We start from the raw sequence: 13,324 nt of genomic DNA, 5'->3' as shown, positions 1-13,324 counted from the left end.
TGCACCGCCGGGACGCTCAGGCTCCGGCCGGGAGCACCGAGCGGTAGACCTCAAGGGTGGTCTCGGTGATGGACTCCCAGGAGAAGTGCTTCTCAGCCCGTTCCCGGCCTGCCTGTCCCATGGCACGGGCGCGTTCGGGATCGGACACCACCTCAATGAGGGCGTCAGCGAACTCGCGGACGAACTTCTCGGGGTCCAAGGGCGTCCCCGTGCCGTCGGTCACCTGTTCCAGGTCAACCAGAAGGCCGGTGCGGCCATGGTCGACAACCTCGGGGATGCCGCCGGTTGCGCTGGCCACCACTGCCGCGCCACAGGCCATGGCTTCGAGGTTGACGATGCCCAGCGGTTCGTAGATGGACGGGCAGGCGAAGGCGGTGGCGTGGCTTAGGACCTGGATCAGCTCGTGGCGCGGCAACATGCGTTCGATGAGCACCACGCCGGTGCGCTGCTTCTGCAGGTCCTCGATCAAAGCGGCGGTTTCCGCTGCCAGTTCCGGGGTGTCCGCAGCACCGAGGCACAGCACCAACTGGACGTCCGCCGGAAGTTGCGCGGCCGCCCGAAGGAGGTACGGGACGCCCTTCTGGCGTGTGTTTCTTCCCACAAAGACGACGCTCGGTTTGGCGGGATCGATGCCCAGGGCGCGGACGGCGTCGTCGTTTTCGTCACGCTGCCACAGCTCCACGTCGATGCCGTTGTGGACCACCCGGACCTTTTCCGGGTCCACGTTGGGGTAGCTGCGCAGGATGTCCTGGCGCATGCCCTCGGACACGGCGATGATGGCCGCTGCCGCTTCGTAGGCCGTCTTCTCCACCCAGGAGGACAGGGCATAGCCGCCGCCCAGCTGCTCGGCCTTCCAGGGCCGCAGCGGCTCGAGGCTGTGGGCGCTGAGAACGTGCGGAATTCCGTGCAGCAAGGAGGCCAGATGCCCGGCCATGTTGGCGTACCAGGTGTGCGAATGGACCACGTCCGCGCCCTGCACGTCCGGCACAATGCGCAGGTCCACACCCAGGGTCTGAACCGCCGCATTGGCCCCGCCCAGGTCCTCGGGAACCTGATACGACGTCACGGTTGCTCCGTGGTAGTCGGCATCGCGGGGAGCTCCGAAAGCACGAACCTGCAGGTCAACATGCTTACTAAGCACCCTGCTCAATTCGGCTACATGCACCCCGGCGCCACCGTAGATCTCCGGCGGGAACTCTTTAGTCACAATGTCTATTCGCACAAGACCCAAGGTAGTCGTTCACGGATAACTGTTCTAGTGTGAAGGAGTCCGGGCCTACCGGACTGTCTTGGGGAGTTACGAAGGCGTACAGGAGCGACCATTATGCCGTTGACCAAAAAAGTCCTGGCCATTGTCCTCGCAGGTGGCGAGGGAAACCGACTTATGCCGCTGACGGCAGACCGGGCCAAGCCTGCTGTGCCCTTTGCCGGCAGTTACCGCCTGATTGACTTCGCGCTGTCCAACCTGGTGAATTCCCGCTACCTGCAGATCGTCGTGTTGACGCAGTACAAGTCGCACAGCCTTGACCGCCACATCTCCGAAACCTGGCGCATGTCTACCCAGCTGGGCAACTACATCGCGTCGGTGCCGGCACAGCAGCGCGTGGGCAAGAGTTGGTTCCTGGGCAGCGCAAACGCCATTTACCAGTCCCTGAACCTGATCCACGACGCCAACCCGGACATCGTGGTGGTGGTCGGCGCCGACCACGTCTACCGCATGGACTTCGCCCAGATGGTGGCCCAGCACGTGAACAGCGGGGCCAAAGCCACCGTGGCGGCGGTACGGCAGCCGCTGCATATGGCGGACCAGTTCGGCGTCATCGAGGTGGACCAGAACGACCCCCAGAAGATTGCCGCCTTTGTTGAGAAGCCCGCCAGCACTCCCGGGCTTGCCGCAGACCCCTCCCAGTTCCTCGCCTCCATGGGCAACTACGTGTTCGACGCCGACGCCCTGGTGGCCGCGCTGCATGTGGACGCCGAACGCCTGGACACCAAGCACGACATGGGCGGTGACATCATTCCCTACTTCGTGAACCGCGGCGAGGCAGGTGTCTACGACTTCACGCTGAACGACATCCCCGGCTCCACCGAGCGCGACCGCACCTACTGGCGCGACGTCGGCACCATCGACTCGTTCTACGATGCCCATATGGACCTCATCTCGCCGCTGCCGGTGTTCAACCTGTACAACTCCGAGTGGCCCATCTACACACGCCAGAGCATCTCCCCGCCGGCCAAGTTCGTCCGCGGCGAGAACAACACCATTGGCACCGCCCTGGATTCCATCGTGGCCAACGGCGTGGTGATCTCCGGCGGCGTGGTGGAAGGCTCCGTCCTCTCCAACGACGTCTATGTCGCAACCAGCGGCAGGGTCATCGATTCGGTCCTGATGGACAAAGTGCAGATCGGTGAAGGTGCTGTGGTCAACCGGGCCATCCTGGACAAGAACGTCAAAGTTCCCGCCGGTGCCGCCATCGGCCTGGACCCGGACCTTGACCGGGCACGCGGCTTCAAGGTCACAGAATCCGGCATCACCGTCCTCGCCAAAGGCCAGGAAGTGCCGGAGCCCGGTGACGAGGAACGCCAGCTCGCTGCCCGGCACCTGAGTCTTATCCCGAACGCTGTGAAGGCTGCCGCCGAACAGTACCCGGACGTGCGTGACACGGTGGACAAGGTGGCCGGCGCCCATGCCGCCGCAGCGGCGGAAGCGACACCCGGGGCCCGGATCTCCTGACCCTGACCAACGACCTCTACGGCATCCGCAGGCCGGGGCACCTCTCGTGGTGTCCCGGCCTGCGGCGTTCACGGTAAAATTTTCCCAATGAGCTCCCCCGATCTGACCCCTGAGGACATCCAGGCCTGCCTCAAGGTCCTGAACACCATCCACGCGTACGACGAGGAGCACCCGGACTACATCTCGGTGCGCCGCGCCACCGGAAAGATGTTTAAGGCCGTCAAGCGCCACCGGAGGGTCACCAAGCGCGATACCATCGCCGAGGCCGACCGCGCCGTCATCGCCCAGACTGCCACAGCCGCGCCGGACCGGATCGACGACGAGACCCGCGGCAACAAGCTGGCTCCGTCTGCCACCGGCAAGATCGCGGGGCACCTCATCCGGTCCCGCCCCTGCTACATCTGCAAGCAGCACTACACCCAGGTGGACGCGTTCTACCATCAGCTGTGCCCGGAATGCGCGGCGTTCAGCCACAGCAAGCGGGACGCCCGGACCGACCTCACCGGACGCCGGGCTCTTCTCACCGGCGGCCGCGCCAAGATCGGGATGTATATCGCCCTTCGGCTGCTCCGGGACGGCGCCCACACCACCATCACCACCCGCTTCCCCAAGGACGCCGCACGCCGGTTTGCGGCCATGGAGGACAGCGGCGAGTGGCTGCACCGGCTCCGGATCGTAGGCATCGACCTGCGTGACCCCGCCCAGGTGATGGCCCTGACCGACTCACTTAATGAGGCCGGACCCCTGGACATCATCATCAACAACGCCGCGCAGACCGTGCGCCGTTCGGGCAACGCCTACAAGCCACTGGTGGACGCTGAGGACGAACCCCTCCCCGCCGCGCTGGAACAGGCCAACGGCGGCCCCGAACTCCTGACCTTCGGCCACGCGCACGACAAGCACCCGCTGGCCCTTGCCGGCAGTGTCACCGAGCACCCCGTGCTGGCCGGGGACGCCATCACCTCCCTGGCGCTGTCCACCGGGTCCGCCTCCCTGGAACGCATCGCCACGGGCACCGCAATCGACGCCGGCGGCCTGGTGCCGGACCTGGCCACCATCAACAGCTGGACCCAGGTGGTGGACGAGGTGGATCCGCTCGAAATGCTCGAGGTGCAGCTCTGCAATGTCACCGCGCCGTTCCTGCTGGTCAGCCGGCTTCGTGGCGCCATGCGGCGCTCCACTGCCCGCCGGAAGTACATCGTGAACGTCTCCGCCATGGAGGGCCAGTTTTCCCGGGCCTACAAGGGGCCGGGGCACCCGCACACCAACATGGCGAAAGCGGCGCTGAACATGATGACCCGTACCAGTGCCCAGGAGATGCTGGACGCGGATGGCATCCTGATGACGGCCGTGGACACGGGCTGGATCACGGACGAACGCCCGCACTTCACCAAGGTCCGGCTCATGGAGGAAGGCTTCCACGCGCCCCTTGACCTGGTGGACGGCGCAGCCCGGGTCTACGATCCCATCGTCATGGGTGAACAGGGTGAGGACCAGTACGGTGTCTTCCTGAAGGATTACAAGCCCAGCCCCTGGTGATGGGCGTATGCTCACGGCATGAGCAACGAGTCATCAAGCCAGGTGCAGAACCTAGAACACCACGAATGCTGGGCCCTGCTGCGGACGGTGTCCGTGGGAAGACTGGCGGTGCTGGCTGACGGCCGTCCGGATATCTTCCCGGTCAACTACACAGTGGACGGCGGCACGCTGGTCTTCCGGACCGCCCAGGGAACCAAACTGTCCGCAGCAACCGGCGGCGATGCGGCTGTCGCCGTCGAAGCGGACGGCGTGGACCCCGACACTGGCTTGGCGTGGAGCGTGGTGGTCAAGGGCACTGCCGCCCTGGTCAAGAGCACTGAGGAGGTACTGGAAACCTCCCGCCTGTACCTCTTCCCCTGGCAGTCCGGACGGAAAGACGCATTTGTGCGCGTCACCCCGGATTCGGTGACGGGGCGCCGCTTCAAAGTCACCGATCCGATGACCTGGTGGACCCAGATCAACGGCTCAGCCAGGACAGCCCCCGAGTAAGCACGTGGGACCAAAGCCGGCCTGCTGGCGATCCCCCGGCCAGGTCGGCCGGGGAAGCCACGGTGTCAGGCCAGCTGGGTGATCTCCACGCTGACTTTCAGCGCGGACCCGCCGCCGCCGGACAGTATGCCTTTCAGCGGGGACACATCGCGGTAGTCCCGGCCCCTGGCCACCGTGACGTGGAAGTCGCCGGCGGGCTTGTGGTTGGTGGGGTCCCAGCTGCGCCAGTCCCCATCCCACCACTCAAGCCACGCATGCGACTGCCCGGCCACGGTCTCGCCGATTCCGGCGCTTGACCGCGGGTGCAGGTAGCCGGAGACGTAGCGCGCCGGGATACCGCAGCTCCGCAAGGCGCCGATGGCCAGGTGCGCCAGGTCCTGGCAAACCCCCTGGCGCTGGCCCCAGGCTTCCTCGGCGTTGGTGGTCACGGCCGTTGAGCCGGACATGTAGGTCATTTCCCCGCGCATCCAGGCAAAGATGGCCATGGCTGCCTCGTGCGGGTTCTTTCCCGCCACGACGTCCGGGATGATGCCCAGCACTTCGTCGCCGGGGCCGCTGAGCCGGGACTGTGGCAGCCAGTCGCTGAAGGCGTCAAGGGTCTCCGGGGACTTGAGGTCGTCCCAGCCCACGATGTCAGCTTCGGCCGGGATCTTTTCCGCCCGGTGCACCTCCACCGTGATGTTGGAGACCACCTCAAGGTTCTCGTGCGGCATCTGCATGTCAAAGGCGGTGACCCTGGTTCCCCAGTAATCCCGGTAGGTGCTCACCGCCGCCTGCGACGGGGACACCTTCACCACAGACTCCAGCACCACCTGCTGCGAGTCGGTCAGGGGGGTCATCCGGGCCTCGTTGTAGGACAGGGTCACCCGCTTGTTGTACTTGTAGGCCGTCCTGTGGACGATGCTCAACCGGGTCATGACAGTTCTCCCACCCAGGCAAGCTCGTCCGCCTGATTGAAGTACTTACGGGAAATGGCGTCCGAAGCCTGGGACACTGCCTTCTGGACCCGTTCCATGTGCTCGGGAAGTTCGGACATGAGGTCGTCTGTCCGGTGGAACTCCAGGAAGGTCCGGGCCTGTCCCACGATGCGGCGGGCGTCGTTGATGAACCCCACCCTCTGCGCGGACGGGTCCAGCTTGGCCAGGCACTCGTCGGCATCCCGCAGGGCGTAGACGATGGACCGCGGAAACAGCCGGTCCAGGAGCAGGAATTCGGCGGCGTGCTGGTCGCCGAAGGCCGCCCGGCGGGTGCGGAGGAACGATTCGTAGGCGCCCGCGCAGCGCAGCATGTTGACCCAGGACATGCCGGCGGACAGCACGTCGCGGGTGGAGAGCATCCGGGCTGTCATGTCTGCGCGTTCCAGGGAACGCCCCAGGACCAGGAACAGCCAGCTTTCGTCATGGCTCACCGTGGTATCGGCGAGGCCGCTGACCATCGCCGTGCGCTCCAGCGTCCAGTTGCAGAAACGGTAGGTGCCCACCACGTCCTTGCGGTGCTGGCTCAGGCCGTAGTAGGTGGTGTTCAGGCTCTCCCAGAGGGCCGATGACACCGTCTCACGCGCACGCCGTGCATTCTCGCGGGCCGCACCCAGGGAGCCTGCGATGGACGTGGCGCTGGTTTTGTCGTACGCCAGGGCGTGGAGCAGTTCGGGGAGTCCAAAGTCCTCGCTCTGCGGGCGGGCGCCCATGACCGCCAGGAGTTCCTGGGCCACGCTTTTGCGCTCCTCCATGGGGAGGTGGTTCAGGCGCTCCAGGTGCACGTCGAGGATTCGGGCGGTACCGTCCGCCCGCTCCACGTAGCGGCCGATCCAAAACAGGGACTCGGCAATACGGCTAAGCATTCGCGGCTACCTCCTGCGCGCCCGGAACGTTGTAAAAGACATGCACGACGGCGAAGCGGCTCACTGCTGCTGCTCCGACTGGCGGTCGCGCCAATTGCTTTCCACGGGCCACACGGAGACGCGCTCGCGGACGGTGACGGACTGACGGGGCACGGTTTCCACCGGCATCTGCGGCGAGTCGGCCAGGACCCAGGTGTCCTTGGAGCCGCCGCCCTGGCTGGAATTGACGATCAGGGAGCCTTCCTTGAGCGCTACGCGGGTGAGGCCGCCGGGGAGCACCCAGACGTTGTCGCCGTCGTTGACGGCGAAGGGGCGCAGGTCCACGTGCCGGGGGCCGAACTTGTCACCTGCCAGGGTGGGGACGGTGGACAGTTGCAGGACGGGCTGGGCGATCCAGCCGCGGGGGTCGGCGATGATCCGCTGGCGGAGGGCGTCCAGTTCGTCCGGTGAGGCATCGGGCCCGATGACCAGCCCCTTGCCGCCGGAACCGTCCACGGGTTTGACCACCAGTTCCGCGAGGTTGTCCAGGGTGTACTCCCGGGCTTCCTTCTCCTCGAGCCGGTAGGTGTCCACGTTGGCGATGATGGGCTCCTCGCTGAGGTAGTAGCGGATCAGGTCAGGGACGTAACTGTAAACCAGTTTGTCGTCGGCAACGCCATTGCCCACCGCGTTGGCAATGGTGACTCCACCGGCGCGGGCGGCGTTGACCAGTCCTGGGCAGCCCAGCATGGAGTCGGACCGGAACTGCAGCGGGTCCAGGAAGTCGTCGTCGATCCGCTTGTAGATCACGTCCACACGCTGCTCACCGGCGGTGGTGCGCATGTAGACGCGGTTGCCACGGCAAATGAGGTCGCGACCTTCCACCAGTTCCACGCCCATGAGGCCGGCCAGGAGGGTGTGCTCGAAGTAGGCGCTGTTGAAGACGCCCGGGGTGAGGACGACGACGGTGGGATCGTCCACGCCTGCAGGCGCGGTCTTGCGCAGGGCCGAGAGGAGCCGGCGGGGGTATTCCTCCACGGGCCGGATGAGCTGCTGGCCGAAGGCTTCAGGAAGGCCCTTGGCCATGGCGCGCCGGTTCTCCAGGACATAGCTGACTCCTGAGGGGACCCGGACGTTGTCCTCCAGGACGCGGAAGGTACCTGCTGCGTCGCGGACCACGTCGATACCCGAAATGTGGACGCGGACGCCGCCGGCAGGCTCGAATCCATGGACCTGCCGGTGGAAGTGCGCACTGGTGGTGACGAGCTGGCGGGGTATCACGCCGTCGGACACCACGGTCATCTTGTCGTAGACGTCGTTCAGGAAGGCTTCGAGGGCGCGGACGCGCTGGGCCACTCCCCGTTCCAGGACATCCCATTCAGCTGCGGGGATGACCCGGGGCACGATGTCGAGCGGAAAGGGCCGCTCCTCGCCCGCGTAGTCGAACGTGACGCCGCGGTCCAGGAAGGTCCGTGCCATGGAGTCGGCGCGCGCGCTCACGTCCGCCAGGGAGAGCTTCCGGAGTGCCTCCGCCACCTGCCCGTACGAGTCCCTCGCCTGTTGCCCCGGGGCGAACATCTCGTCGTAGGCTCCGGTGCGGCCAGCGGCCTCGGAGTAATCCTGGAATAGGTCTGACATGTCCAATAGCCAACCATCTTTTTGTTTCGAGTTCATTACTGCCATCCATTCTGGCGTGTTGGCGCCGATGGCCCGGTTCGTACTTTACTGGGCCTTTCAGGCACAGTAGGTGAGTGCCCGTCAGCAGAAGCCTCCCAGAACCCGCTCCCGGCAGTTCCGGGACCCGGTTGGGACGCTTGCTGCCCGGCCTGGTGACAGCAGCAGCTGCCGTCGCGGCGGCCTTCGTGCTGCACGGGCTTGTCCCGGCGCTGCCCGCGATGACCCTCGCCGTTGTGCTCGGCGTCCTCGCGGCCAACCTCCCCGGCGCCAGTACCTGGACCGGTGGCCGGGCGCGGCCTGGACTGGATTTCGCGGGGAAACATTTGATGCGTGCCGGGATCGTGGTCCTGGGCCTGAAGGTCAGCATCATGGATGTCCTGCACCTGGGGTGGCTGGCGCTGGTCATGATTGTGGCCGTCGTGGCGGCCAGTTTCGGTGGGACCTACGCGATTTCGCGCCTCTTCCGCCTGCCGCCGGTGACCTCGCTCCTGGTGGCCACCGGGTTCTCCATCTGCGGGGCTTCCGCGATTGGCGCCGTGGCCGCCGTCCGGCGCATCCGGCATGCTGACACGGTCCTGCCCGTGGCCCTGGTGACCCTCTGCGGGACCCTGGCCATCGGGGTCCTTCCCCTGCTGGCCCACCCGTTGGGACTTTCGGCCGCTGTGTTCGGCGCCTGGACCGGGGCCTCTGTGCACGACGTGGGCCAGGTGGTGGCCACGGCGCAAACCGCCGGAACCGCCGCCCTGGCGATCGCCGTCGTCGTCAAGCTCACCCGGGTGCTCCTGCTGGCACCTGTGGCCGCGATGGCCGGCGCGCACCACAGGGTCCGCGCGCGTGACCTGGGTGCCGCGGATGGAACCAAATCGAAAATGCCGCCCGTAGTGCCGCTGTTTGTTGTGGGGTTCATGGCCATGGTGGCGCTCCGGTCCACGGGCTGGCTGCCGTCGCCTTGGCTCGAGGCCGGGGCAACGCTGCAGGACATCCTGCTGGGTGCCGCGCTGTTCGGGTTGGGCTCGGCGGTGCGGATCCGGACCCTGCTGCACACCGGCGGACAGGCACTCCTGGCAGCCCTGGCTTCGTGGCTCCTGATTGCCGTACTGGGGCTGGGCGCAGCGTTCCTCATCGCAGGCTGAGCCGATGAAACGGCACCGTGATTAGATAGCCGGGTGTCACATGAGAATCTGCAGCGCCGCGAAGCCGCTGAACGTTCAGCCCTGGTCAGCACCACCAGCTACGACGTGTCCCTGGACGTGCGGCAGGCTGCGGATCCGGCAGTCCCGGGCTACACGAGCCGCAGCGTCATCACCTTCACAGCAGAACCGGGCGCAAGCACCTTCCTGGACTTCATCGGCAGCGACGTGCACAGCGTGTTCCTCAACGGCAAGGGCCTGCCCGTGGAGGATGTGGTGGAGGGCGCGCGGATCAGGCTGGACAACCTGCGGGCAGAGAACCAGGTCACCGTCACCGGAACAGCCCTGTACAGCCGGTCCGGCGAGGGCATGCACCGGTTCGTGGATCCCGCCGACGGCCAATGCTACCTCTACACCCAGTACGAGCCTGCTGACGCCCGCCGGGTCTTCGCCAACTTCGAACAGCCGGACCTCAAGGCCACTTTCACCTTCCACGTCATGGCTCCCGCCGACTGGCAGGTGGCCTCAAACGGTACCGAAGTGCAGCGCACCCTGCTCACCAGCGACCCCGCCACGGCCTGCTGGGACTTCGCCACAACGATGCCCATGTCCACCTACATCACCACGGTGCTGGCTGGCCCCTACTTCAAGGCAGAGGACCGCTGGCAGGCAACGCTCGACGACGGCACGCACCTTGATGTGCCGCTGGCCCTCTACTGCCGGGCGTCGATGACGGCGTCCTTCGACACGGAAGAGCTGTTCGGCCTGACCAAGAAGGGCCTGGACTTCTTCAACCGCCTCTTCGATCTCCCCTACCCGTGGGGCAAGTACGACCAGGCCTTCGTGCCCGAATACAACCTCGGCGCCATGGAGAACCCCGGGCTGGTCACTTTCACCGAAAGCTACGTCTTCACGTCCCGGGCCACCGACGCCCAGTACCAGGGCCGGGCCAACACCCTGCTCCACGAGATGGCCCACATGTGGTTCGGGGACCTGGTGACCATGAAGTGGTGGGACGACCTGTGGCTCAAGGAATCGTTCGCCGACTACATGGGAACCCTCGGCGTGGACCGGGCCACGGACTGGGACACCGCGTGGGTGAACTTCGCCAACAAGCGCAAGGCATGGGCCTACGTCCAGGACCAGCTCCCCACCACCCATCCCATCGTGGCCGACATCCCCGACCTGGAGGCGGCGAAGCAGAACTTCGACGGCATCACCTACGCCAAGGGCGCCTCGGTGCTCAAGCAACTGGTGGCGTATGTGGGCTTTGACGCCTTCATCGCGGGGTCGCGGGAGTACTTCCGGAAGCACGCCTACGGAAACACCTCGCTGGCAGACCTCCTGGCAGCCCTGGACGCCGCCTCCGGGCGTGAGCTGTCCGCCTGGGCCCGGCAGTGGCTTCAGACCTCGGGAATTTCCACACTGTCCCTGGACATCGGTGCCGGCAACACGGAAGCGGACGACGACGGCGTGCCGGGCAGGGTGGCAATCGTCCAGGAGGCAACGGACCCGGTCACGGGACGGGAGGAGCTGCGGCCGCACCGCCTCCGCGTGGGTTCCTACGACTTCAACGCCGACGGCGCCCTGGTGCGGACCGGGACCATCGAAACCGACATAGCCGGCAAACGCACGGAGCTGCCCCAGCTTGCCGGACAGCCGCGGCCTGCGCTCCTGCTGGTCAACGACGACGACCTCACCTACGCCAAGGTCCGGCTGGACCCGGTCTCCGAAGCTACCGTCCGTTCGTCGCTGGACAGGATCACCGATCCCATGGCACGCGCCCTCTGCTGGACGTCGCTCTGGAACTCGGCCCGGGATGGCGAAAGCCCCGCATCCTTGTACGTTGACGCAGTGACCGCCTTCGCCCCGGCTGAGACGGGGATCGGCGTACTCCTGAACGTCCTCGACAACGCTGCGACCGCCGTCGAACGCTACACGCCGGCCGGCACCCGCGGCAGCGTCCGTGCATCCTTCCTGGCGGCAGCCGCTGCCCAGCTGGATGAGGCTGTGCCTGGCTCGGACCAGCAGCTTGCCTGGGCCCGCACCGTGGCCGCCCTGAGCCGGCATGACGATGCCCTGCTCCCCCGGCTGCGCGGGCTTTTGGACGGAACGTCCGCGGTCGAGGGGCTGGCGGTGGACGCCGAACTTCGATGGCACCTCTGGCACGCCTTGGCCGCCAATGGCCAGGCCACCGCCGGTGAGCTGGATGCAGAACTGGCCCGCGACACCACCGCCTCCGGCCGGGCCGGGCACGCAACTGCCATGGCGTCCAGGCCGGAATCCAAGGTCAAGGCCGCGGCCTGGGACGCAGCCGTCCACGGGAACGAACTGTCCAACCAGCTCCTCACTGCCACCATCAGCGGTTTCACCACAGCCCCGCCGGCGCTCCTGGAGCCATACGCGGAGCCCTACTTCGACTGCCTGCGGACTGTTTGGGACACGCGCAGCATCGAAATCGCCAGCCGGATCGTCCGGGGCCTCTACCCTGCCGCCCAGGACCTGGTGCCCGGTGTCCGCCCCGATGACCACCCGGTCGTCCGGCGGACGGACGACTGGCTGGCCGCCAACCCGGACGCCCCGCATGCCCTGCGCCGGATCATCATTGAGCAGCGCAGCCACCTGCTGCGGGCACTCACGGCGCAGGCCGCCGTCGTCAATTCAGCGCCCCAAGCCGGGCCGGCGCATTGACGGCGGGCCTCCCTGCGCAGGGACAGTTCCTGCGCGGCGAGCAGGGCCCTCACTGCCCTGCCGGGGTCAGGGGACGCGGTGGAGCCACTCCCGGGTGCCGAACTTGGCCGCCACCCGCTCCTCGGCCGCGGCCAGCTCGTGTCCGGCAAGCTGTGACGGCGTTGCCCCGTAGCGCTCGCTGAACACCTCGATCATCGCTTCGATGATGGCCATGCGGGCCAGGCCGGTCTGCCGGCGGAGCGGGTCCACGCGCTTCTTGGCGCTGCGGGTGCCTTTGTCGGAGAGCTTTTCCTTGCCGATCCGCAGGACCTCCACCATTTTGTCCGCGTCGATGTCGTAGCTCATGGTGACGTGGTGCAGCATGCCGCCGTTGGCCAGGCGCTTCTGGGCAGCGCCGCCAATCTTCCCCTGGTCCGTGGCAATGTCATTGAGCGGGATGTAAAAGGCGTTGATGCCGAGTTTTTCCAGCGCGGCCATGACCCAGGCGTCAAGGAAGGGGTAGGAGTCGGCGAAGCTGAGCCCGTCCACCAGGGTCTGGGGCAGGTAGAGCGAGTAGGTGATGCAGTTGCCGGCCTCCATGAACATCGCTCCCCCGCCGCTGATGCGCCGGACCACGTTGATGCCGTGCTTGGCCACGCCCTCGGGATCCACCTCGTTCTGCACGGACTGGAAGCTTCCGATCACCACCGAGGGTTCCTGCCAGTCCCAGAACCTCAGGGTGGGGGTGCGTTCACCGGTGCCGACGGCCTCGGTGAGCACCTCGTCCAAAGCCACGTTGATTTCCGTGGGCAGCACGGTGGGCGCGATGATGTTCCACTCGTGGTCTCCCCAGGAGGAGGCCTTGGCCAATGCGCGGCGGACTGTGACGGCCACTGCGTCAGCCGAGAAGCCGAAGAGCACCGCTCCAGCGGGCAGGGCGGCGGTGACGGCGGCCGCGAGGTCCTTGGCCGGTGTGCCTTCGGGAAGCCCGGTCAGCGCGCCGTTGATGTCCTCCAGCGCCTCGTCCGGTTCCAGGAAGAAATCGCCGCTGACGGAGACGTTGGCAAGGCCGCCGTCCACGACGTCGAGGTCCACCACCACGAGTTTGCCGCCGGGAACCTTGTACTCGCCGTGAAGGCGCTGGTTGGGGGCGGCATTGGTGGCAGGAGAGGCTGACTCGGTCATGCTTCCCATCCTGCCGCAGAAAGCGGGTGCACGGCTAACACAGAAGGCCCGCACCGGAAACGGTGCGGGCCTTCTGCAACA

At 66.6% G+C, this 13,324-nt stretch carries 10 protein-coding genes; 5 read left to right on the top strand and 5 right to left on the bottom strand.

Annotated elements, in window-relative coordinates; all coding sequences use genetic code 11:
- Window positions 1-16: 16 nt before the first annotated feature.
- On the bottom strand, window positions 17-1,222 hold the full coding sequence (glgA, locus tag AB0313_RS00795; RefSeq protein WP_366302979.1) for a glycogen synthase: 1,206 nt from the start codon (window positions 1,220-1,222) through the stop codon (window positions 17-19).
- A gap of 102 nt (window positions 1,223-1,324) precedes the next feature.
- Here glgA and glgC point away from each other — a divergent pair, with 102 nt between their 5' ends.
- The 3 genes from glgC (at window position 1,325) to AB0313_RS00780 (ending at window position 4,762) form a co-directional block, all read left to right on the top strand.
- Window positions 1,325-2,734, top strand: a complete 1,410-nt coding sequence (glgC, locus tag AB0313_RS00790) for a glucose-1-phosphate adenylyltransferase (protein WP_307305647.1) — start codon at window positions 1,325-1,327, stop codon at window positions 2,732-2,734.
- 87 nt (window positions 2,735-2,821) lie between these two features.
- Window positions 2,822-4,273: an SDR family NAD(P)-dependent oxidoreductase gene (locus AB0313_RS00785; protein ID WP_141941310.1), complete on the top strand. Its 1,452-nt coding sequence runs from the start codon at window positions 2,822-2,824 to the stop codon at window positions 4,271-4,273.
- An 18-nt stretch (window positions 4,274-4,291) separates the two neighbouring features.
- Window positions 4,292-4,762, top strand: coding sequence for a pyridoxamine 5'-phosphate oxidase family protein (locus AB0313_RS00780; RefSeq protein WP_174237502.1), 471 nt, complete (start codon window positions 4,292-4,294; stop codon window positions 4,760-4,762).
- Window positions 4,763-4,827: 65 nt separating this feature from the next.
- Here the strand turns inward: AB0313_RS00780 and AB0313_RS00775 are convergent, their stop codons facing one another.
- From AB0313_RS00775 to AB0313_RS00765, 3 genes are read right to left on the bottom strand one after another with little or no spacing between them, the layout of a single operon-like run.
- On the bottom strand, window positions 4,828-5,679 hold the full coding sequence (locus tag AB0313_RS00775) for a transglutaminase family protein (RefSeq protein WP_141941308.1): 852 nt from the start codon (window positions 5,677-5,679) through the stop codon (window positions 4,828-4,830).
- Window positions 5,676-6,602: an alpha-E domain-containing protein gene (locus tag AB0313_RS00770; RefSeq protein ID WP_141941306.1), complete on the bottom strand. Its 927-nt coding sequence runs from the start codon at window positions 6,600-6,602 to the stop codon at window positions 5,676-5,678. Before AB0313_RS00770 ends, AB0313_RS00775 begins: the two co-directional genes overlap by 4 nt.
- Before the next feature lie 60 nt (window positions 6,603-6,662).
- The gene (locus AB0313_RS00765; protein WP_141941304.1) at window positions 6,663-8,219 is read right to left on the bottom strand and encodes a circularly permuted type 2 ATP-grasp protein; all 1,557 of its coding nucleotides are present in this window, start codon (window positions 8,217-8,219) and stop codon (window positions 6,663-6,665) included.
- Between the two features lie 167 nt (window positions 8,220-8,386).
- Here AB0313_RS00765 and AB0313_RS00760 point away from each other — a divergent pair, with 167 nt between their 5' ends.
- Together AB0313_RS00760 and pepN are read left to right on the top strand one after the other, a co-directional pair.
- Complete coding sequence (locus AB0313_RS00760) at window positions 8,387-9,391, top strand: putative sulfate exporter family transporter (protein WP_366303243.1); 1,005 nt, start codon at window positions 8,387-8,389, stop codon at window positions 9,389-9,391.
- 33 nt (window positions 9,392-9,424) lie between these two features.
- Window positions 9,425-12,079 carry an aminopeptidase N gene (pepN, locus tag AB0313_RS00755; RefSeq protein WP_366302975.1) on the top strand — a complete coding sequence of 885 codons (2,655 nt, stop codon included), beginning with the start codon at window positions 9,425-9,427 and terminating at the stop codon, window positions 12,077-12,079.
- A gap of 66 nt (window positions 12,080-12,145) precedes the next feature.
- Here the strand turns inward: pepN and AB0313_RS00750 are convergent, their stop codons facing one another.
- Window positions 12,146-13,243 (bottom strand): biotin/lipoate A/B protein ligase family protein, encoded by a 1,098-nt coding sequence (locus tag AB0313_RS00750; protein WP_366302973.1) that lies wholly within the window; start codon window positions 13,241-13,243, stop codon window positions 12,146-12,148.
- Window positions 13,244-13,324 lie beyond the last annotated feature (81 nt).

Source organism: Pseudarthrobacter sp. NPDC080039 (assembly GCF_040702335.1).
Lineage (GTDB): Bacteria > Actinomycetota > Actinomycetes > Actinomycetales > Micrococcaceae > Arthrobacter > Arthrobacter enclensis_A.
This window is presented reverse-complemented; position numbering and strand designations above follow the sequence as displayed.

Excerpts from the sequence above, each read along its gene's own strand:
- AB0313_RS00785 (WP_141941310.1), top strand. The coding sequence starts at position 2,822 with ATGAGCTCCCCCGATCTGACCCCTGAGGACATCCAGGCCTGCCTCAAG.
- AB0313_RS00750 (WP_366302973.1), bottom strand. The coding sequence starts at position 13,243 with ATGACCGAGTCAGCCTCTCCTGCCACCAATGCCGCCCCCAACCAGCGC.
- AB0313_RS00765 (WP_141941304.1), bottom strand. The coding sequence starts at position 8,219 with ATGTCAGACCTATTCCAGGATTACTCCGAGGCCGCTGGCCGCACCGGA.
- AB0313_RS00780 (WP_174237502.1), top strand. The coding sequence starts at position 4,292 with ATGAGCAACGAGTCATCAAGCCAGGTGCAGAACCTAGAACACCACGAA.
- AB0313_RS00770 (WP_141941306.1), bottom strand. The coding sequence starts at position 6,602 with ATGCTTAGCCGTATTGCCGAGTCCCTGTTTTGGATCGGCCGCTACGTG.
- glgC (WP_307305647.1), top strand. The coding sequence starts at position 1,325 with ATGCCGTTGACCAAAAAAGTCCTGGCCATTGTCCTCGCAGGTGGCGAG.
- AB0313_RS00775 (WP_141941308.1), bottom strand. The coding sequence starts at position 5,679 with ATGACCCGGTTGAGCATCGTCCACAGGACGGCCTACAAGTACAACAAG.